General features: G+C 59.0%; 22 protein-coding genes. 7 read left to right on the top strand and 15 right to left on the bottom strand.

Annotated elements, in window-relative coordinates; translation table 11 throughout:
- The first annotated feature begins 193 nt into the window (after nt 1-193).
- Nucleotides 194-727, top strand: coding sequence for an outer membrane protein (locus tag ABWV79_RS07260; protein WP_353391150.1), 534 nt, complete (start codon nt 194-196; stop codon nt 725-727).
- 48 nt (nt 728-775) lie between these two features.
- Here ABWV79_RS07260 and ABWV79_RS07255 read toward each other — a convergent pair whose 3' ends face one another.
- Nucleotides 776-1,759: a quinone oxidoreductase family protein gene (locus ABWV79_RS07255; RefSeq protein WP_170353595.1), complete on the bottom strand. Its 984-nt coding sequence runs from the start codon at nt 1,757-1,759 to the stop codon at nt 776-778.
- A 193-nt stretch (nt 1,760-1,952) separates the two neighbouring features.
- On the opposite strand from ABWV79_RS07255, the gene ABWV79_RS07250 reads away from it, so the two are divergent.
- Nucleotides 1,953-2,810 carry a DUF2189 domain-containing protein gene (locus ABWV79_RS07250; RefSeq protein WP_353391149.1) on the top strand — a complete coding sequence of 286 codons (858 nt, stop codon included), beginning with the start codon at nt 1,953-1,955 and terminating at the stop codon, nt 2,808-2,810.
- A gap of 15 nt (nt 2,811-2,825) precedes the next feature.
- Here ABWV79_RS07250 and ABWV79_RS07245 read toward each other — a convergent pair whose 3' ends face one another.
- Both ABWV79_RS07245 and ABWV79_RS07240 read right to left on the bottom strand, forming a co-directional pair.
- The gene (locus ABWV79_RS07245) at nt 2,826-3,812 is read right to left on the bottom strand and encodes an NAD(P)H-quinone oxidoreductase (RefSeq protein WP_353391148.1); all 987 of its coding nucleotides are present in this window, start codon (nt 3,810-3,812) and stop codon (nt 2,826-2,828) included.
- Nucleotides 3,813-3,867: 55 nt separating this feature from the next.
- Entirely contained in the window at nt 3,868-4,560 is a 693-nt protein-coding gene (locus ABWV79_RS07240; protein ID WP_353391147.1) for a COQ9 family protein, read from the bottom strand.
- A gap of 111 nt (nt 4,561-4,671) precedes the next feature.
- On the opposite strand from ABWV79_RS07240, the gene rpsU reads away from it, so the two are divergent.
- A complete protein-coding gene (gene rpsU, locus ABWV79_RS07235; protein ID WP_005614280.1) occupies nt 4,672-4,878 on the top strand; it encodes a 30S ribosomal protein S21 in 207 nt (68 codons plus the stop codon).
- A gap of 292 nt (nt 4,879-5,170) precedes the next feature.
- Nucleotides 5,171-6,142 carry a CAP domain-containing protein gene (locus tag ABWV79_RS07230; protein ID WP_353391146.1) on the top strand — a complete coding sequence of 324 codons (972 nt, stop codon included), beginning with the start codon at nt 5,171-5,173 and terminating at the stop codon, nt 6,140-6,142.
- Between the two features lie 51 nt (nt 6,143-6,193).
- On the opposite strand, the gene ppk2 is transcribed toward ABWV79_RS07230, so the two are convergent.
- Nucleotides 6,194-7,111, bottom strand: a complete 918-nt coding sequence (gene ppk2 / locus ABWV79_RS07225; protein ID WP_170353600.1) for a polyphosphate kinase 2 — start codon at nt 7,109-7,111, stop codon at nt 6,194-6,196.
- A 219-nt stretch (nt 7,112-7,330) separates the two neighbouring features.
- On the opposite strand from ppk2, the gene ABWV79_RS07220 reads away from it, so the two are divergent.
- Nucleotides 7,331-8,170: a CPBP family intramembrane glutamic endopeptidase gene (locus tag ABWV79_RS07220; RefSeq protein WP_353391145.1), complete on the top strand. Its 840-nt coding sequence runs from the start codon at nt 7,331-7,333 to the stop codon at nt 8,168-8,170.
- Here ABWV79_RS07220 and ABWV79_RS07215 read toward each other — a convergent pair whose 3' ends face one another.
- Nucleotides 8,171-8,629, bottom strand: coding sequence for an Lrp/AsnC family transcriptional regulator (locus ABWV79_RS07215; RefSeq protein ID WP_170353602.1), 459 nt, complete (start codon nt 8,627-8,629; stop codon nt 8,171-8,173).
- 136 nt (nt 8,630-8,765) lie between these two features.
- Between ABWV79_RS07215 and ald the strand changes: the two genes are divergently transcribed.
- Nucleotides 8,766-9,884, top strand: coding sequence for an alanine dehydrogenase (gene ald, locus ABWV79_RS07210; protein WP_353391143.1), 1,119 nt, complete (start codon nt 8,766-8,768; stop codon nt 9,882-9,884).
- Nucleotides 9,885-10,074: 190 nt separating this feature from the next.
- On the opposite strand, the gene ABWV79_RS07205 is transcribed toward ald, so the two are convergent.
- Complete coding sequence (locus ABWV79_RS07205; RefSeq protein ID WP_502949855.1) at nt 10,075-10,836, bottom strand: mechanosensitive ion channel family protein; 762 nt, start codon at nt 10,834-10,836, stop codon at nt 10,075-10,077.
- Between the two features lie 262 nt (nt 10,837-11,098).
- Between ABWV79_RS07205 and ABWV79_RS07200 the strand changes: the two genes are divergently transcribed.
- Nucleotides 11,099-11,797, top strand: a complete 699-nt coding sequence (locus tag ABWV79_RS07200) for a glutathione S-transferase family protein (protein WP_353391141.1) — start codon at nt 11,099-11,101, stop codon at nt 11,795-11,797.
- Between the two features lie 40 nt (nt 11,798-11,837).
- Here ABWV79_RS07200 and ABWV79_RS07195 read toward each other — a convergent pair whose 3' ends face one another.
- From ABWV79_RS07195 to ABWV79_RS07155, 9 genes are all read right to left on the bottom strand, one after another.
- The gene (locus tag ABWV79_RS07195; protein ID WP_209195403.1) at nt 11,838-12,284 is read right to left on the bottom strand and encodes a YtoQ family protein; all 447 of its coding nucleotides are present in this window, start codon (nt 12,282-12,284) and stop codon (nt 11,838-11,840) included.
- Between the two features lie 66 nt (nt 12,285-12,350).
- Entirely contained in the window at nt 12,351-14,747 is a 2,397-nt protein-coding gene (gene pheT, locus ABWV79_RS07190) for a phenylalanine--tRNA ligase subunit beta (protein WP_353391140.1), read from the bottom strand.
- Nucleotides 14,748-14,825: 78 nt separating this feature from the next.
- Nucleotides 14,826-15,629, bottom strand: a complete 804-nt coding sequence (locus ABWV79_RS07185; protein WP_353391139.1) for a CE1 family esterase — start codon at nt 15,627-15,629, stop codon at nt 14,826-14,828.
- Nucleotides 15,630-15,907: 278 nt separating this feature from the next.
- Nucleotides 15,908-16,225, bottom strand: a complete 318-nt coding sequence (locus ABWV79_RS07180; protein ID WP_353391138.1) for a hypothetical protein — start codon at nt 16,223-16,225, stop codon at nt 15,908-15,910.
- Nucleotides 16,226-17,299, bottom strand: coding sequence for a phenylalanine--tRNA ligase subunit alpha (gene pheS / locus ABWV79_RS07175; RefSeq protein ID WP_353391137.1), 1,074 nt, complete (start codon nt 17,297-17,299; stop codon nt 16,226-16,228).
- Nucleotides 17,300-17,369: 70 nt separating this feature from the next.
- Complete coding sequence (locus ABWV79_RS07170) at nt 17,370-18,740, bottom strand: glutamate--cysteine ligase (protein WP_353391136.1); 1,371 nt, start codon at nt 18,738-18,740, stop codon at nt 17,370-17,372.
- Nucleotides 18,741-18,804: 64 nt separating this feature from the next.
- Nucleotides 18,805-19,332 (bottom strand): hypothetical protein, encoded by a 528-nt coding sequence (locus ABWV79_RS07165; protein WP_353391135.1) that lies wholly within the window; start codon nt 19,330-19,332, stop codon nt 18,805-18,807.
- Nucleotides 19,329-20,177: a GNAT family N-acetyltransferase gene (locus ABWV79_RS07160; protein WP_170751940.1), complete on the bottom strand. Its 849-nt coding sequence runs from the start codon at nt 20,175-20,177 to the stop codon at nt 19,329-19,331. The genes ABWV79_RS07165 and ABWV79_RS07160 overlap by 4 nt, the downstream gene beginning before the upstream one ends.
- Nucleotides 20,174-20,899, bottom strand: coding sequence for a 16S rRNA (uracil(1498)-N(3))-methyltransferase (locus tag ABWV79_RS07155; RefSeq protein ID WP_353391134.1), 726 nt, complete (start codon nt 20,897-20,899; stop codon nt 20,174-20,176). The genes ABWV79_RS07160 and ABWV79_RS07155 overlap by 4 nt, the downstream gene beginning before the upstream one ends.
- Nucleotides 20,900-20,904 lie beyond the last annotated feature (5 nt).

The raw sequence follows: 20,904 nt of genomic DNA, 5'->3' as shown, positions 1-20,904 counted from the left end.
AATTCACTCACACACTTTCCCTAACCGCCTCTGCTTCGGATTGTCCGGAATGCCCGTGCTGCGGATGCCCGCGTCGACCTCGCGCTTTAACCCGTGAATGATCCAGCCTCTCGCTCAAACGTATTCAAGTATGTGAGCGCACGATCATCCGTGGGTCGGCACAAAAAATCAATTTGAGGGAAAGGAACACAATATGAATAAACGTCTTTTAGCAGCGACAGGCATTGCATTTCTGGCCACAGGATCCGCTGTTGCGCAGTCTTCTGGCAACTGGACGGGCTTCTACGGCGGTCTGCAGGTTGGTTATGCCGATATCGACACCAACGTCTCTGGCATCGATGGAGACGGCGCGATCGGCGGCATCATTCTGGGTTATGATTACGATCTGGGGGATTGGGTCGTAGGTGGCGGCTTCGACTATGACTGGACCGATGTTGATCTGGGCGGCGCGGCCACGGTCGAGGACGTCTGGCGCATCAAGGCCCGTGCGGGCTACAAGGTCACGTCAGTGGGTTTGCTTTATGGCATCGGCGGATATGCCGAGGCTGGTACCGACAATTTGAGCAGCGATAATGGTTGGTTTATCGGTGCTGGTTACGAACATATTGTGGCACCCAACGTCAGCATTGGCGGTGAAATCCTGTATCACGAGTTTAACGATTTCAATTCATCCGGCGTTGATGTTGACGCCACAACCTTTCAGGCCCGTGCGGCCTATCGGTTTTGATTTAGCGCCCCCAGAAGCGGTCCCGACACACGTCGGGACCTTGCCGGACTATAGCTCCAAGACCGTACTTCCTGTCGTCTGACGGGCTTCAAGCGCGCGGTGGGCGTCGGCGACCTGCTCAAGCGGAAAGCGCTGGTCGATGTGGATTTTCACCTCATTCCCCTGCACCTTGTTGAACAGGCGCCGCGCCATGGCCTGACAGACGGCGTGATCGGCGGTGTGAGTAAACAAAGTCGGTCGCGTGATCTTGAGCGAGCCTTTCTTGGCCAGAATGGCTATATCCATCAAAGGCACCGGCCCTGAAGCATTGCCAAAGGAAATCATCATACCCAGAGGTTTCAGGCATTCCAAAGACCCGGCAAATGTCTGCGCACCAATCGAATCCATCACCGCATCGACGCCCTTGCCACCCGTGATCTCGGCGACCCGCTCGGCAAAATTCTCGGTCCGGTAATTGATGCAATGTGTCGCCCCGTTGAACTGAGCCAGACTGCATTTTTCATCCGTTCCAGCCGTACCGATCAGCTTGATCCCCTCGGATTTGGCCCATTGGCACGCAATCAGCCCGACACCACCGGCGGCGGCGTGGAACAGAACGGTGTCACCCCGTTTCAACGGGGTCGTGCGGTGAAACAGATACTCGACAGTCATCCCCTTAAGCATCATGGCCGCAGCCGCATCAAACGAGATATCATCAGGCAAAGGACAAACCTGTGCGGCCGGCATCACGCGCGCCTCGCAATAGGCACCAGAGGGGTTAGCCGCATAGGCTGCGCGTTGGCCCGGTTGCAGATGGGTGACGCCTTCGCCCACCGCTTCGATCACCCCAGACGCCTCCATTCCCAACGCGTGCGGCAGGTCCATCGGATAGAGACCGGTCCGCTGATAGACATCGATGAAGTTCAATCCACAGGCTTGATGACGAATGCGAACTTCGCCCGGTCCAGGATCGCCTATCGGGCGGTCTTCGATCTTCAGAACCTCGGGGCCGCCGTGTTCGTGAATGACGACGGTACGTGCCGTTTGCTGCATACTCACCTCCTGTAACCTGGGGCCAAGCTAACACGCCTGCGATCCAGAGCAATCGGCACAAGCAGGTCCAAGGCGACACAAACGCAAAAAATTATGCTATACTGGTGTTTGAGCGTTGCCGGCTGGTCCGGCCAAAGGCAACTCGTACCGGATCATCTCTGCGGCGCTGATAGGCAAACGCGAGGGGATGACGATGGTCAGGACGATTGGAAATCCGATCAGCTGGGCGGCCCAAACGCTGGGAGCCACCAGTGATCATGTTGCAGAGAGCGTCACCGGAATTGGCGGCGCTGGGACACCCAAAATGCCCAAGGTTCAGACGCTAAGTTTCAGCGACCTCTGGGCGTGTCTGAGAGCCGGATCCGAAGATTTCATGGAAACCCGCGCAGATGCGGTCTTCGTAGTATTGATCTACCCTCTGGCGGGCTTGCTGATGTTCGGGTTCGGCCTGAACCGGAATATGATACCTTTACTGGCCCCCCTGATCGCAGGTTTCGCATTGATCGGGCCTGTGGCGGCCGTGGGTCTTTATGAAATCAGCCGAAAACGCGAGCAAGGGGCCGAAGCCCATTGGCTGGATGCACTTGGTGTATTCCGGTCACCCTCGTTCGGGGCCATTTTGACACTGGGCTTCTATCTGGTGGCGCTTTTGCTGATCTGGTTGATGGTCGCGCAGAGCATTTATGTTCAGACATTGGGTCCTGATCCGCCGACCTCGTTCAGCACTTTCTTAACCCAAGTCTTCACAACAAAGGCAGGCTGGGTCATGATCCTGTCTGGCATCTTGGTCGGGATCTTCTTCGCTCTTGTCGCATTGGCCACAAGCGTGATCAGCTTCCCCTTGCTTCTTGACCGCAAAGTCGGGGTGCCGCTCGCCGTAGTGACATCGGTTCGCGTTCTGCGGCACAACCCATCGGTCATCCTGACCTGGGGTCTGGTTGTGTCCAGTGCGTTGATACTGGGCGCGATCCCGATGTTACTGGGGTTGATTGTTGTCATTCCGGTTCTGGGCCACGCCACATGGCACCTGTATCGCTGCGCCGTGACCTGAACTGGAAGACGGTGCCTAGCCGCCGATCTTAAGAACGATCTTGCCGATATGGCCCGAGCTTTCCATCCGTGCATGGGCCGCTGAGGCCTCGGCCATATCAAACTCGCTGTCCATAACCGGTGCAATCTTGCCTGCATCCAGCAGCGGCCAGACAGCCTCGCGCAGGTCCTGGGCGATTTTGGCCTTGGCCAGATCGGATTGCGGACGCAAGGTGCTGCCGGTCAGGGTCAGGCGTTTCACCATCATCATGGCAAAGTTCAGCTCGACCTTGGGGCCCTGCAGGAAGGCGATTTGAACCAGCCGCCCTTCCTCGGCCAGAGCTTTGACGTTGCGCGGGATATAGTCACCGCCCACCATATCGAGGATCAGGTTCGCCCCGCCCTCGGCGCGCATGGTGGATACGAAATCCTCATCCCGGTAATTGATCGCCTTCTCGGCCCCCAGTTTCTCGCAAGCGGCGCATTTCTCGGCCGATCCGGCGGTGGCAAAGACCCGTGCGCCGAACGCATTTGCAAGCTGGATCGCCGTTGTTCCGATCCCGCTGGAGCCGCCGTGAACCAAAAATCGCTCGCCCGCTTTCAAACCGCCGCGTGTGAAGACATTGGACCAGACGGTAAAGAAGGTCTCGGGCAGACACGCGGCCTCTTTCAGGCCCATCCCCTCTGGCACCGGCAAGCAATGGGCAGCGGGCGTAGCAACGTATTCGGCATAGCCGCCGCCGGGCAACAAGGCGCAAACCTGGTCACCAACTGAAAGCCCTTGAACGCCGGAACCTAGGGCCACGACCTCACCCGATGCTTCAAGCCCCGGCAGATCGCTGGCACCCGGAGGAGGATCATACGCACCCGCCCGCTGCAGCGCATCCGGACGGTTTACCCCGGCATAGGCCACCTTTAGCACCACCTGACCCGCAGCAGGTTCAGGCACCGGTCGGTCCGTTATCTGCAGAACCTCGGGCCCGCCGGGTTTGGTGATTTCTACAGCGCGCATTGTCTGGGTCATGGGCAATTCTCCTTTGCCCAATGCCTAACAGGCGAAATCGGAAAGGCCCAGACGCTTACTTGCGCGGGTTCAGCATTCCCGGCAGATCAGCCCGCATCTTCATCGGAGCTTTAACCTGACCTGCCAACCAATTCGGCACCGCAAGAAAGGGCTTGAACAGTGGGTTGCCATTGACCTGCGCCTTGAGCTTTTCGAACTGCATGACGTTGTCGATGCGGCGGTCCAGAAACTCCCACGTTCTCTGGTGGTCAGGCGAATCATCCCCCAGCCAGAACAGCACGGTCGAGGAATAGACCCCCGACAACGTCGCCCGCTTGGTGTACCAGTTCACATCGTCCGATGTATCGCCAAGCGTGTCCCAGATCAGATCGCAGGTCTGCCACATCGCCTTGGCCCCATCAGCCGCGTGCATCGGCAAAGAAAACAACGTCATCCCACGACGCACGAGTTCCTTGTCCTCTACCGCCTGAAGACGGAACCGGACAGCAGCAGCGATCCGGTCACGGAATTTCAGATCGCTCAAATCTTCGGTTTTCAGACGCTCTGCCATCGCCGCGTCCCCGCGGGCATGAAAAGCCAGGGCCATATCAACCGCACCACGAGGACAGATCGACCGTGCCAACGTTTCATCAATACCGCAGTCACTGATGGCCATGCGAAAGCTGGTTTCCGACCAGCCATCAAACGGCACATGGGCCAGCATAGCGTCCAAAAGCTGGGTTTTGGCGTCTTCGTAGGATATGGTCATGGCGGTTCTCCGGGTTCTGGCACCAGTACTAGACAAGTTAGAGCGGCTTTGCTATACGGCCACCTCCTGCAATTTCCTTGCAACTCTATCTAGAAAGGTGGTGACAACCACATGCAGGTTAGTGTTCGCGACAATAACGTCGATCAGGCGCTTCGTGCCCTGAAGAAAAAGCTGCAGCGCGAAGGCGTGTTCCGTGAAATGAAGCTTAAGCAACATTTCGAGAAACCGTCCGAGAAAAAAGCGCGCGAGAAAGCTGAAGCGATCCGCCGTGCCCGTAAACTGGCACGCAAGAAAGCACAGCGCGAAGGTTTGCTCTAAGCACCTGATGCTCGTCCAGCTTTGGATGACACTATTTGACGACCCCCGAGGCCCCGCCCGGGGGTTTGTCGTTTTTTAAGAGGGATTTCGCCAGTCCCGCCTCTTAGCGATCGCAACAACTCGCCGAGACCTTGATTTGCCATTTTCTCGGCGTTATCCAGCGCGGCGAATCTCTTTTTCGGTGCGCCCTCCCGCCGAAATGCGCCGATCTTTCCGACCTCCCTGTTCATGTCTTTTGCCGGTTCTCTAAGTGGGTCCGTCCATTCGGACACAACAACTTAAGGAGGCAAAAATGTCTGCAGCAAGTCAAGTAGAACGGGAAATGCTGGCGTTGATCAACCAAGAGCGTACGTCCCGTGGCTTGGACCCATTACAGCTTGAAACGCAGCTCAACGATTCGTCGGAAGATCACAGCAGCTGGATGCTGGATACTGACACGTTCAGCCACACCGGGTCAGGCGGATCAAGCGCCACCCAGCGGATGCAGGCGGCCGGGTTCGATCTTGAAGGCAGTTGGCGAACTGGCGAGAATATAGCCTGGCAATCGGAACGTGGCGCGCCAGGGATCAGCGACGACGTGGCGCAACTGCACCAGGGCCTGATGAACAGCCCCGGTCATCGCGCGAATATTCTGAACCCCGATTTCAAATACATCGGCATCGGTATCGAGACCGGCGATATGCAGGGATCTGACGCCGTGATCGTCACGCAGAACTTTGCCACAACTGATGCGGCAGTCATGCTGGACAGCGGCGGCACAGCCATGGCGCCTACCCCACCTGCAGAGCCAGACCCCGCACAACCCGATACTGATGTGACCGAGACCGAAGACCCGGTCACCGAACAGCCGGATACTGACGTCACAGAAACGGACAATCCTTCTCCGGAGCAGCCAGATACTGACCTTACCGAAACCGACGACTCAGCCCCAGAACAGCCGGGTACTGACGTTACCGACAACGGCGATCCGGCCCCTGAACAGCCGGACACCGAAGACGCTGATGCAGATTGCTTCGATGTTGCGGCTTTTCTTACTGAACTAGACGCATTCATTCAGCAGCTAAAAGAAGATTTCGATCAATTCGCGTGGAATGATGACGACATGACCCCGCTTGAGACCCAGGACGACATGGATTTCGTCATAGTAGATGATTCAGTCCCGGTTGCGGACGAACCAATCTGTCCCGAGATGACGTCTGGCGGAGCAGAAGACTTCTTTTCGCTCACCTTCTTCAGCGTCGATTGCATGATGGACGCGGCCTGACGCCCCAACCTGATGCGAAGCAGATCGCTGCTTCGCATCCTTTCGGACCGATCAGTATATTTTTGGCACGTGCAATTCGTCTGGCAGAACACGGCGTTCGTATTCCGGGTTGTACTTGCGATCCGGCAGGTTGACCTTTTCCTGCGGTACATCCGTGTAGGGGATCTTGGTCAACAGGTGTTCGATACAGTTCAGACGCTCGCGCTTTTTGTCATTGCCTTCGACGATATACCATGGCGCTTCCGGAATGTTGGTGCGGAACAGCATGTCTTCTTTGGCCTTGGTGTAGGCCTCCCACCGGATACGAGATTCCAGATCCATCGGCGACAGCTTCCACTGCTTCATCGGATCGTGGATGCGCATGAGGAACCGCAACTGCTGCTCTTCATCGGTGATCGAGAACCAGTATTTCAGCAAAATAATGCCCGAACGCACCAGCATCCGTTCAAATTCGGGAACGTCCTGAAAGAACTGTTCAACCTGATCTTCGGTCGCAAAGCCCATGACCCGTTCGACACCCGCGCGATTGTACCATGACCGGTCGAACAGCACGATTTCGCCCGCTGCAGGCAGGTGCGGAACGTATCGCTGGAAATACCACTGGCTTTGTTCCCGACGGCTTGGCGCGGGCAGAGCAACAACACGCGCAACCCGTGGGTTCAGGCGCTGCGTGATCCGTTTGATCACGCCCCCCTTGCCCGCGCTGTCGCGACCTTCGAACAGGATACAAACCTTGGCCCCGGTATGCTGCACCCAATCCTGCACTTTGATCAACTCGGCCTGAAGACGCAGCAGGTTCCGGAAATAGACCTTGCGGTCCAGCATCTCGGGGTGCTGATCCTTGTAGATCTTGCGGATTTCCATCGACAACATGGGCTCGCTGAACTCGATCTCGAAATCTTCGTCCAGCGTGTCTTCCAGCTCGGCCTCAAGCCAGTCTTTCGAGGCGTCGTTATATTCGTCAGCCAAGGTCTGCTCCTTACAAATTCCCGGGTTCGGACCGTATCGGGCGCATGTAACCGCCTGATGTCATCGGATGAATTGATGAAGGTCTTTTCCTAAGCCTAACAGCTTACGGCGACAAGATCACTGTGACGCAAATCCGCAGCCCGTTCACTGTTGAACTGTCTTGCCAGAACGCGCCCAACCACGGCATCAAGGCGCAAACCGAACTGCAAAGGCGCGACTTTGACCCAATTTTTCGAATTGCTACCCACGATCTGGCCGTGGCTCTTGCTGATCATTGCCATGGTCAGCACCGTGTCAGGCAAACAGGTTTTGGGTATGGGACTATTGGGGGTTTTCGGAGCGGTCTCGCTGACATTGGGGCTGGTTACGCCGATCGCGGCAGGGGTGGTCACTGTCGGTTTTGCAGGAGCGTTGATGCTGCGCAACCTGTCCGGGGTGTGGGCCGCGCTTGGTCATATTGCACTCGTCATATGGTGCATCGCGCTCGGGGCGCATCTGGTCCCGGGATTTCACAACCTTCTGGTCCTTGATCAGGTTCAATCTGGCCCTTTAAGTCGCGATTTCACGATGTACTTGAACCTGGACAAGCCCATGGTGCTGTTCACCGTGGCTTTGGCGTGGCCCAGCATGATTGGTGGGGCTGTGGCACTGCGCAAAATCCCGTTGGCAGTTGGTTTCGCCTTGCTGCCTGCGCTGTTGGCATTGGGTTCTGCCGTCAATGCCATCCGCCCCGAGATCAGCCTGCCCCATTGGTGGGTGATCTTCGCGCTGTCCAATCTGTTCCTGACCTGCCTGACGGAAGAGGTGTTTTTTCGCGGCTATTTGCAATCGTTGATCTCTTCCCGTTTTGGCGCGGGTCTGGGGATAGCTGCTGCAAGCCTTCTGTTTGGTTTGGTTCACGTCGGCGGAGGACCGGCATTGGCAGGTTTCGCAACCATTCTGGGCGCGGCTTGCGGGCTGGGTTATTATGCAACCGGACGTCTGTGGGTTCCTGTCCTCATGCATTTCTGCTTCAACGCCGCGCATTTGGTGCTGTTCACCTATCCCGGACCGGCCTGATCAAACCGGTAAGGCCGTGGTTTTGAACACGGTTCGGAGCGCAAACGAACTTTGCATCTGCGCCACTCCGGGTAGTCGCGACAAGTATTGCCGATGGATGCGGGCAAAGTCCTCGGTGTTTTCGGCGACGACTTTCAAGATGTAGTCCGCCGTTCCCGCCATAAGGTGACACTCCAAAACATCCGGAATACGGGCAACGGCCTTTTCGAAGGCATCCAGAACCTCTTCAGCCTGTCCTTGCAGAGTGATCTCGACAAAGACGGTCGTCGGCACGTTCATCTTGCGTGCATCCAACAGGGCAACGTAGTTGCGAATAAAGCCCTCGGATTCCAGCCGTTGCACCCGTCTGTGGCAGGCCGAAGGCGACAAATTGGCCTGTTCGGACAGTTCTGCATTCGACATCCGACCGTTACGCTGCAATGCCGCCAGAATCTTTCGATCCGTCGTATCAATGGCCATCTGCGCAATCCTTTTGCAAGTTTGGGCCAAAATACCGAAATTTTTTCGGAATTGAAGCGTTCACACGGGCAGAGTTTCACAGAAATTGCGCGCAAAGTTGCCCATTATTTAAGCAGTTTACAAACGGAGAGACCAAATGAAGATCGGTTGCCCCAAAGAAATCAAACCGCAGGAGTTTCGCGTCGGAATGACCCCGAACGCTGCGCAAGAAGCGGTCGCGCGCGGCCACGAGGTGATCATTGAAACCGGAGCCGGTCAGGGCTCGGGTTTTGACAATGCCGACTACGTCGCAGCCGGAGCGCGCATTGTCGACACCGCAGCCGAAGTTTTCGCCACTGCCGATATGATCGTCAAAGTCAAAGAACCGCAGGCAGGCGAACGCAAGATGCTGCGCGAGGGACAGCTGCTGTTTACCTATCTGCACCTTGCCCCGGACCCAGACCAGACCCATGACCTGCTTGCTTCGGGTTGTACGGCTATCGCGTACGAGACTGTAACGGATGCCAATGGGGGGCTGCCTTTGCTTGCACCCATGTCCGAGGTTGCAGGTCGCCTCGCCCCGCAGGTCGGGTCGTGGACCCTGCAGAAGGCCAATGGCGGGCGCGGTGTTCTGATGGGCGGCGTTCCCGGAGTTGGTCCAGCGAAAGTTGTTGTCATTGGCGGTGGTGTCGTGGGAACACATGCCGCCAAGATCGCCGCGGGGATGGGGGCAGACGTGACGGTTCTTGACCGGTCGCTGCCGCGCCTGCGCTATCTGGATGACGTGTTTGGCGGGACGTTCAAGAACCAATACTCGACAGCCGGCGCAACGGCCGAGCTGATCCAATCCGCCGATATGGTGATCGGCGCGGTGCTGATCCCCGGTGCGGCTGCGCCAAAGCTGGTGACCCGCGCGCAACTTTCTACCATGAAACCCGGAGCAGTCCTTGTCGACGTTGCGATCGATCAGGGTGGGTGTTTTGAAACGTCGAAAGCGACGACCCATGCCGAACCGATCTATGATGTTGATGGCATCATACACTATTGCGTCGCCAACATGCCCGGAGCTGTCGCCCGCACATCGACCATCGCGCTTGGCAACGCCACGATGCCCTTCATGCTGGCGTTGGCCGACAAAGGCTGGAAACAGGCCTGTCAGGACGACCCTCATCTGATGGCCGGACTGAACGTACATGCGGGTCAGCTGACCTACTACGCCGTCGGCAAAGCTCTTGGGATCGACGTGGTGTCCCCCAACGTCGTCATCAAGGCCTAAGATACTCCCGCCCCTGAAAGCGCACTCTGACGAGTGCGTTTACAGCGTTGGGCGCAGCGCCGCGCTGATCGCGCGGCGCGGTCGAACCTCTGACCAACGTTGCAACAAACGAAAAAGCGCCGCGCGATCAGCGCGGCGCTGGGCCCAACCGGAAAAGGGCATTTCAATGCCCGTATGACGGGCGTGAGCGTTATGCCTGTTTTTGGATCTCGACCGAATGCGGATAGGGAATCGATACACCCTTGGCATCGAACGCTTCTTTAACGGCTTTCGTGATTTCAAACCTCACGTCCCAATAATCTGCAGTGGCGCACCACAGCCGCGCCGTCAGATCAACCGAGCTGTCGCCCAGATTGGTCACGCGCACCCAAGGCTCGGGATCGTTGTGAATACGCTCATCGGCCTTGGCCACATCCAGAATGATCTGTATCGCCTGATCTGCGCTGTCGCCGTAATCAATCCCGAAAACCAGGTCCACGCGTCGCGTGTCATGTGCCGAGTAGTTGGTGATAACCGTTCCCCATGCCTGACCGTTTGGCACGATGATCTGCACATTATCCGGCGTTACCAATTCGGTCGTGAACAGGTTCAGGTCTTGCACTGTCCCTGCAGTACCGCCGATATCCACATACTGACCCAGCTTGTAAGGCCGGAACACCACCAGCATCACGCCCGCCGCCAGATCGCTGAGCGTCCCTTGCAGCGCCAGACCGATGGCCAGTGATGCCGCACCCAAAATGGCAACAATACTTGTGGCCTCAATCCCGAAAATCCCTAGAACGGCAACCAGAACCATCGCCAGGATAGCCCATTTCACTAGGCTGGCCATAAAGTTGCCTAGGGTTGGGTCAATCTGCGGGGTCGCGTTGATGCGCCGGCGCACCATACCGCCTATCGCACCGGCTACGATCCAGCCCAAAATCAGAACAATCAGTGCCTTGACTGCATTCATGATAAGCGGAGCAAACGCCCCTACCTGAGTTACGACCTCGTCCACGCGCTTCTCCTTCTGCTAGCTATGCAAAACCCGCGACACGCGCGCGGGATGCACAAGATTGTGAGCGAGAATACCCCTCTGGTCTAGGTGCGGAATGATCTGGTTTTCCCCTCTGTTGCGAAATGCACAAGAACTGACCGGGAATGCACAGGTGCTCTACTGGTAACACATTTAGCCAGTGCTTACCTCAACTCGGAACCGCATTCAGGAGCGCACCATGCTTGACACCTCAACTCATCCAATTACCGGCCGCTGGCCTGCCCAGACACCCGACAGGTTGCAGCTTTATTCCTTTCCAACGCCAAACGGTGTCAAAGTTTCGATCATGCTGGAAGAGATCGGCCTTCCCTATGAAGCGCATCTGGTCACGCTGGCGGACTCAGATGTCAAAAGCCCCGAGTTCCTGTCGCTGAATCCAAACAACAAAATTCCGGCGATTATTGACCCCAACGGCCCGGATTGCGAGGCTGTATCCCTGTTCGAGAGCGGCGCAATCCTGCTATATCTGGCAGAGAAAAGCGATCAGTTGATGGGCGCGACCGCAGCGGACAAAGCTCGCGTGACGCAATGGCTGATGTTCCAGATGGGTGGCCTTGGCCCGATGTTCGGTCAGCTTGGCTATTTCCACAAATTCGCCGGTAGCGAGATCGAAGACCCTCGCCCCCGCGAACGCTACATCAACGAAGCCAAGCGCTTGCTTAATGTGCTAAACACCCAGCTTGAAGGGCAGGAATGGATCGCGGGCAGTTATTCAATTGCCGATATCGCCATTGTACCGTGGCTGCGAGGCTTGGACTATTACGGTGTGAAAGAGCTGCTTGGATGGTCTGATTTCGCCAACCTTCAGCCATACGTGGACCGCTTTCTGGACCGCCCAGCGGTCCAGCGCGGATTGGTTATCCCTGCGGCTAGCTAAAGCAGATCGGGGGCGAGGCATTGCCCCGCCCCATCGACCGCTATCCGGGCAGTTGCCCGGTCAGAACATAGCGCAGAACCTCGACCACCTGCGCGGGGTGCTCGGCCACGGCCAGAGCTGCGGCGTCGACCTCTTTCAGTGCGTGCTGATGGTCGGGGCCGTGCAGCACGATCAGGGATTTGCCCAGAGCGGCAGCGTACCCTGCGTCGAAGGCCGCATTCCACTGTTTGTATTTCTCGCCAAAGCGCACGACGACCACATCCGCATCTGCGATCCCTTTGCGGGTGCGGATGGCATTGACCATCGCGCCCTTGTGGTCGTGCCAGTATTTGTTCGGCTCGGCCCCCAGAATGGCCACGCCGCAATCGTCGCTGGCAGCGTGATCGGTTACAGGACTGTTGAAGGTGATATCCAGCCCCTGCGCGCCCTCGATGATCTGGTCGCGCCAGTCGGTGTGAATCTCACCCGAAAGGTAAACGTTCAGCATGTCTTGCTCCTCGTGAAATGAAAAAGGGGCACGTCCGGCCCCTTTGTCTTGTTATCGTGTCTCGGATCAACCGCGCAGAACACCGCCCGTGGCCTTGGACACCTTGGCGATGATCTTCTGACCGACCGCCTCGATATCCTCTTCCTTGAGGGTCTTGTCCGTCGGTTGCAGACGCACGGTGATGGCCAGCGATTTCTTGCCCTCACCCAGGCTGCCGCCGATGAATTCATCGAACACGCGTACATCGTCGATCAGCGCCTTATCCGCACCCGCCGCTGCATTGACCAGGGTCAAAGCTTCGACCCCTTCATCAACGACAAAGGCAAAGTCACGTTCCACCGCCTGCAAGTCACGCAGTTCAAGCGCCGCACGAGTGGCCCCGGATTTACGGGGCAGAGGCACTTCGTCCGGCCAGATGGTGAACGCCATCGCCGGACCTTTGATATCCAGCGCCTGCAAGATACGCGGGTGCAACTCACCAAACACGCCCAGCACCTTTTTCGGACCAAGGCAGATTTTGCCGTGACGACCCGGGTGCCACCACGCATCGCCATCGCGCAGGACCTGCACCTTGGCGGGGGCACCGATGGCGGCCAGCACCGTCTCGGCATCGGCTTTGACGTCAAACACATCTACCGCGCGCGCAGCACCATGCACATCCTTGGGTCCGTCGCGACCCACCAACAGGCCGGTGATCTGGGTTTTCTGATTGCCGGGTTCGCCGCCGTGGAAAACCGGGCCAACCTCGAACAGAGCAACATCGGCAAAGCCGCGTGCCTGATTGCGGGCGGCTGCCTGCAGCAGACCGGGCAGCAGATCGGGGCGCATATGGCTCATTTCCGAGGAGATCGGGTTCTCCAGCTGCGTCGCGGCATCGCCGCCGCCGAACAGGGCGGCCGAGGCCTGATCAATGAACGTATAGGACACACATTCGTTGTACCCAAGCGCCGCGCAGGTCCGGCGCGCCATCGACTGACGGCGCTGTGTCGGGGTCATCACCGCTTTGGGGATGCCATCGGTCACACGCGGCAGCGGTTTGCCCTGCAGCTTGGTCAGGGATGCGATCCGCGCGACCTCTTCCACCAAATCGGCCTCACCCATGACATCGGGGCGCCAGCTGGGCACATGGGCCATCTCGCCCTCAAGGCGGAACCCCAGACGGGTCAGGGTCTGGCGCTGTTCGCTTTCGGGTATGTCCATCCCGACCAGCGACTGCACCCGCGCCGCATCCAGCTTGTAGGCGCGCGCGTGGTTCGGGGCCTTACCAGCCTCAACAACCGAGGATACCTCGCCACCACAAATATCCAGGATCATCTGGGTTGCCTGCTCCAGCCCTTCGCGGGTGAATTGCGGGTCAACGCCGCGTTCAAAGCGGTAACGCGCGTCCGAGTTAATCTTCAGCGCACGGCCCGTCAGGGCGATCTGCACATGATCCCAAAAGGCGCTTTCAAGGAAGACATTGATCGTCTCATCGGTACAGCCGGTTTCCTCGCCGCCCATGATACCCGCGATAGATTCTGCACCCTTGTCGTCCGAGATCACCATCATACCGCGCTGCAGGGTGTATTCCTTCTCATCCAGCGCCACCAGCGTTTCACCACCCTTGGCGCGGTGAACCCGCAGGTGGCCCTGCACCTTATCCGCATCAAACACGTGCAGCGGGCGGTTCTGGTCAAAGGTCATGTAGTTGGTGATATCCACCAACGCCGAAATGGGACGCAGACCGATGGCCTTCAACTGATCCTGCAGCCATTGCGGGCTGGGGCCGTTCTTGACGCCCCGGATTACACGACCGGTGAAATGCGGCGCGCCGTCCAGGGTGTCGTCGTCAATCGTCACCTTGATCGGGCATTCGAAATCCCCCGGCACTGGCGCGTGGATATGCTCTTTCAGCGTACCCACACCGCGCGCTGCCAGATCACGTGCGATGCCAGCCACACCCAACGCATCGGGGCGGTTCGGCGTGATCGCAATCTCGATCATCGGATCGACCTGGGACGGGTCATTCTCGGCCAACCAGTCGACGAAGCGATCACCGACCTCGCCCGAGGGCAGTTCGATAATGCCATCATGCTCGTCCGACAGCTCCAGCTCGCGCTCGGAGGCCATCATGCCAAAGCTTTCGACGCCCCGGATCTTGCCGACGCTGATGGTGATATCCAGACCGGGGATATACATGCCCGGTTTGCAAACCACGACAGTGATGCCTTCACGCGCGTTCGGCGCGCCGCAAATGATCTGCAGATCGCCCTCGTCGGTTTCCACTGTGCAGACCCGCAGTTTGTCGGCGTCGGGATGCTTTTCCGCGTGTTTCACATGGCCCAGCGTAAAGCCTGCCAGCCGGTCCGCCGGGTTCACGATCTCTTCGACCTCTAGCCCGAGGTCGGTCAGCGCCTCGGCGATCTCATCAACCGACGCGTCCGTGTCGAGGTGGTCTTTCAGCCAGGACAAAGTGAATTTCATTGCTCGGGGCCTTTTTTGGCAAACATCCAGTCGGCACAGGCAATGACAAAGAATGCGCCGAGGTGCAAGCGCTGCGCGTCACGGATAGGTGGGGGTGCGGCCCAAAAGCTCGTCCAATTGCCGCCCGATCCAGCCATGGGGGATAAAATGCCCGCCCGGATGCGTGTCCAGCGTCACCTGCCCGCGCACGCAATCGGTCCACTCCACCCGGCTGAGGGTCAGGATCGGCACCACGCTCCAATCGCCGCGCGGGGTGGCATCGTGGCACTCATACGCCGCCCGCCACAGCGCCACAGGATAGGTCGTGTCCCCATTGGAGCCATAAGGGAAATCCATCACCGTATCGCTGAGGCCGTGCACATGGCGCGCCTCGCGCGGGGCTTCGGGGCAGTCCTCGGTCTGGCGGATGCTGCCCGCAACGGCCAACAGCGCGGCGATGTCATTGCCCGACTGGCACACATAGCGCCACGCCATCGCGCCGCCAAAGGAATAACCCGAGACGTAGATACGTTCAGGATCAACCGGATAGCGCTTGGCCAAATCCTCAAGCACCGCGTCGGCAAAGGGAACGTCGCGCGTGTCCGATGTCCAGAAGTCCCAGCTTTTGCCCAAGCCGTTGGGGGCCACCAGCAACACTCCGCGCAGTTTTGTGGCCCCGGCGATGCGCTGATGGTTCACCACCACAGTGCCCTGCCGCGCCCAGCCGTGGAAGTGCAACAGAACGGGCAGAGGGGCTTCCCCGTCCCACCCCTCAGGCTCAAGCACATGATACGAGCGGTCTCCGAGCTCGCAGGCTGTGTCGCCATGGCAATCGGTTTTCCACGGACCCATGGCGAGTGCAGGGGTGGCGGTCATCAGCAGGAAAAGCAGTCGGTAAATCATAGGCCGGAGCCTAGCCGCCTGACGCCAACTGTCACGTCACAACAGTGTGGGAAACTGTAACACGCGCAGATTTCGGCCCTCCGGACAGAGCGCAAGTAGCACTATCGCCAGACCGCGGGATGGCGATCTGCCAGCTGTGCCGAGCACTTTATGCCTGCCAAATCCGTGTACTATTCGAGCGTTGCGCTGGCGGAGATAAAGCGCCAGCCCGTCCGGGCGGTGTCGTCCATTGGGCTCGAACCGGTGGCGCCACAATGAACGACCGATAGCGCGGCGGCCTATCGGCCTTTGCTCCGCGCTAATTTCTCGAAACGGCCAAGCAGTTTCTTGGTTTTCCAAAGTTGATTGCGTCGACCACTTTCAACTTGGTCCTGTTTCTCCCAGACCCGATGAAATGCCAGCATAAAAAGCCCTTGAAATGGCGACATTGCAAGCAAAATCAGAACACTCATCCATCCCGGCAAAAAGCTGGCCATCACACAGAAAACAAGAAACCAGGAAAATAGAAGACCCGCGCCAACCCACCTGCGGTTACGCCCAGAGAACGCATAACACCAGTCGTAGTATTTCGAGAAATACACGCCGAGCAGATACACTTACCGGCTCAAGCCACCATGCAGGTTCGGCATATCTAGCGCCGCAAACCCATAGTGCCGCAGCCAACGCAGGTCGCTATCAAAGAACGCCCGCAAATCCGGAATGCCGTATTTCAGCATCGCCAGACGGTCGATCCCGATCCCGAATGCAAATCCCTGATAGACCTCGGGGTCAATACCACCGGCGGCGATCACCTTGGGGTGGACCATGCCCGAGCCCAGAATCTCCATCCAGTCGTCGCCCTCGCCGATCTTCAGCTGGCCGTTATCCCAAGAACAGCGGATATCGACCTCGGCGGACGGCTCGGTGAAGGGGAAGTGCGAGGCGCGGAAGCGCAGCTCGACGTCGTCGACCTCGAAGAAGGCTTTCACGAACTCTTCCAGAACCCATTTCAGGTTCGCCATCGAGATGTCCTTGTCGATAGCCAGCCCCTCGACCTGATGGAACATCGGCGTGTGGGTCTGGTCATAATCGGCGCGATACACACCGCCAGGACAAATGACGCGGATCGGCGCGCCCTGTTTCTCCATCGAGCGGATCTGTACCGGCGACGTATGCGTCCGCAGCACATGAGGCGGGCGGTCGTCGCCTTCGGCGCGGTGCATGTAGAACGTGTCCATCTCGGCCCGCGCGGGGTGGTGGCCGGGGATGTTCAGGGCGTCGAAATTATACCAGTCGTCCTCGATCCGGGGCCCTTCAGCCACCGAGAAACCCAGTTCGGCAAAGATCGCGGTCAGTTCCTCGGTCGCCTGGCTGATCGGGTGGATCGAGCCCTGACGGCGCGAACGGGTCGGCAAGGTAACGTCCAGCCATTCGGTGCGCAGACGTTCATCCAGCGCGGCATCGGCCAGCGCGGATTTTTTGGCGGCCAGCGCCGAGTTGATTTCATCCTTCAGAGCGTTCAGCGCGGGGCCTGCAACCTGGCGTTCCTCCGGGGTCATTTTGCCCAGCTCGCGCATCTTCAGCGCGACCTCGCCTTTTTTGCCCACGGCGGCGATGCGGATCGCCTCAAGCGCGTTCTCGTCACCGGCCTCGGCGATTTGGCCCAGATATTTTGCCTTAAGATCGTCCATGACGCCCTCTGAATTTGGTCGCCAACCTGCTATCGGGCCAGCCCTGCGAATGCAAGCGGGACGGTGCTGATCAATAGCTGTATTCGGGATAAATCCGGGTCAGATCGCCGTTCCAGTCGCCATTGTAGTGATCGAGCAACTCATCCGCGGGCACCTTGCCCGTCTCGATGCTTTCTTTCAGGGCGTTGAGGAAATGCGTCTCGTCCGGCACCAGACCGCCTGCGCCGGGGAAGGCGCGGGATTTCAGGCCGGCCTCGGAGATCGCCACGACCTCACGCGCCAGATCGTGCATGTTGATGCCGCCGACCTGCGCCTGCAGACCCTGAACCGCCGCCTGAACGCGCAGTTCCTCGCGGGTGTCCGCGTCCCAGCCTTTGACCAGATCCCAGGCCGCATCCAGCGCGCCCTGATCATAGGTAAGACCCACCCAGAAGGCAGGCAGCGCGCATAGGCGCCGCCACGGGCCGCCATCGGCGCCGCGCATCTCCATGTATTTCTTGATGCGGGCCTCGGGGAAAGCGGTGGTCAGGTGGTCGGCCCAATCGCTGAGCGTCGGTGTCTCGCCGGGCAGCGCGGGCAGTTTTCCCTGCAGGAAATCGCGGAAGGACATGCCCAGCGCGTTGATATATTGCCCGTCGCGATAGACGAAATACATCGGCACATCGAGCGCGTATTGGACATAGCGTTCGAACCCAAAGCCCTCTTCGAACACAAACGGCAACATGCCCGTCCGCGCATCGTCCAGATGCCGCCAGATATGGCTGCGCCAGCTTTTCTGGCCGTCGGGCTTGCCCTCGAAGAATGGCGAATTGGCAAACAGCGCCGTCGCCACCGGCTGCAAGGCCAGCGCGACACGTAGTTTCTGGACCATGTCGGCCTCGGACCCAAAGTCGATATTGACCTGAACAGTACAAGTACGCCGCATCATGGCGCGGCCCATGGTGCCGACCTTTTCCATGTAGTCGTTCATCAGCCGATAGCGGCCCTTGGGCATCAACGGCATCTCGTCATGGGTCCAGATCGGAGCCGCACCCAGACCGATGAAGCCCACGCCGATCTCATCGGCGATATCCTTCACCTCGCGCAGGTGGGTGTTCACCTCATCGCAGGTCTCGTGGATCGTCTCCAGCGGAGCGCCCGATAGTTCCAGCGCACCGCCGGGTTCCAGGCTGACATTCGCGCCGTCCTTTTCCAGACCGATTAGGTTGTCGCCCTCGCGCACCTCGGCCCAGCCATGGCGGTCGCGCAGACCCTCAAGCACCGCAACAATGGAACGCTTGCCCTCGAACGGCAGCGGTTTCAGCGTGTCCTTGCAATAGCCGAACTTTTCATGCTCGGTCCCGATGCGCCAATCGGCTTTGGGCTTGCAGCCCGATTCCAGATATTCCGCTAGCTGTTCGTGGCGTTCGATCGGCCCGCCGCCGGACTGGGGGATGGACATGAACCGCTCTCCGATCCTGATGTGTCTGTCTTTGGGTCAGTCGTGGGGGGAAATGCCGCCAGTGTCAATGCAGCCGCAGATGCGCCGGGCGCATCGGGCGCTTTTCCCAGATCACTACCGGATGCACCGCACCGCCGTTCAGTTCGGCCAGCATTTGCTCGGTTTTCAGCCCCGGCAGGTTCGAGAACACATCAAACAGCGCCTCTGCACCTTCGGCATTCACGGGAATGTGAAGCGTTGGCTGGCCCGGCTGAGACAGCACCCAATGCGCCGGGTTCGAAGTCGGGTCCAGCGCCAGCCGTTCGATCTCGCGTGCGGCGACCATGCCGCCGTCCAGCGGGCCCAGATAGGTAATCTGCCCTTCGTCGATGGTGACAACTCCGGGACCACCCGCGCCAGTGCGAAACCGCGCGCGTTGTACACCGATCACGGTCAAAGCCACAGAGACAACGACCAATACCCAGCCCATCCAGCCCAGCAATCCGCCGGGGCCGCTGATCCAGCTAAGGCCAACCAGCAGGACGGCCACGGCAACCAACACTTCGCGCCAGCGCCACAGGGTCAGTTTGGCTTCGGGTCGGATAAAGCTCATGCCGGGTCCTTTGGGTCTTTGAACAGGATCAGTGAAAACTGCCCTGCCGGTTTGAATCCAATAGCCATATAGGCACGCGCTGCGGAATCAGAAGCAGCAAACAGAACGGCACGGGACACACCACTGGCGTTTGCCTCAAGCAGATGCAACCCAACCGCCAAGCGGGCATACCCCCGCCCACGCAGTTCGGGCGGGGTATAGACCCCTCCGATCTGGACAACGTCAGGCAAGCGTGCGTTGAACCCGGTCATGGCCACGGGCTGCCCGTCGATCAGCAATATTCGATGTGAGTTGCGCTGGGTATAAGCGACAAAGTCCTTACGCGCCTGTTTGCGTGCGCGGGCGGGATCGAAATCCATCGCCTCGATCAAATAGTCGGTCCGCCAGCCTTCGGCAATGTCCCCGTAAAACCCGCTTAAGGGTTCCAGCATAGCGCCCGTCGTGTCCGGCACGACAAGCTGCGTCAGGTCCAGCGTAAAGCCCGGTTCATCACTGTTGAGCGTCGCGGGTCTGCCGGCCCATCCCGCCATCTGCATGATACGCCGCGCCTGAGCCGCCTCGGCGGCGATGCCGAACAAGGGGCGCCCCCGGATCAGGTCAATCGCGGCCATAAGCTCGTCATCGGAACAGTCCGGGCACTGGGTCAGGACCATGCCCTCATTCGTGATCGCGAAGACCGCGCGCGGGCCGTCACCCAAAGTCCAGACGTTCAAAGCACGAGGGTCCGTGCCCCTCAAACCAAAATCCCGCAGATTGGCCAGAGGAAACATCGAGGTCTGAATGTGGTCGGACAAAAACCGGGTGATGCGTGGCACGTCCTCTTGTTGGGCCTGTTGCCAGCTCATGACCAATCCCCCAGTGCCTGCTGCCACATGGTCAGTGCCGCCACCGCTGCTGTATCCGCGCGCAGAATACGTGGCCCAAGGCTGACCACGTGTGCGTAGGGAAGACCAGACAAGTGGGTCCGTTCGCGATCCGAAAACCCACCCTCGGGCCCGATGAGAATGGCCCAGGGCTGGCCCGTTTCATTGGCTGCCAATCGCAGGGTCGACCCAACCTCTGCCTCGTCGCAGAACATCAGTTGTCGGTCTTCTGGCCACGCATCCAGCACGCGATCAAGCCGCTGCAGATCGGAAACCTCGGGCACGTAAGTTCCGCCGCATTGCTCAGCCGCCTCAACGGCATGCGCCTGAAGGCGGTCTTGGCGTATACGCTCGGAATTGGTGAATTCAGTCTGCACGGGCAGGATACGCGCAGCCCCCATCTCGGCTGCTTTTTCGACCATGAAATCGGTGCGCGCCTTTTTGATCGGCGCAAACAGGAACCACAGATCGGGCGGCATTTGCAGTGGTTTGGTCTGGCGGGCGCAGGACAGCACGCCGCCACGCTTGCCCGCCTCGGCTACGTTGGCAAGCCACTCGCCATCTTGGCCGTTAAACAGAGCCACCTGCCCGCCCACGGCCAGCCGCATGACGCCAAACAGGTAGTGGGCCTGATCACGCGCCAAAGGAACCGATTGCCCCGGACCCAAAGGGTGCTCTACATACAGTCTGATCTTTGCACTCATGAGAC

The organism is Ruegeria sp. HU-ET01832, assembly GCF_040371315.1.
Taxonomy (GTDB): domain Bacteria; phylum Pseudomonadota; class Alphaproteobacteria; order Rhodobacterales; family Rhodobacteraceae; genus Ruegeria; species Ruegeria lacuscaerulensis_A.
The sequence above is the reverse complement of the archived record's forward strand: the minus strand, read 5'-3'. Positions and strand labels throughout refer to the sequence as shown.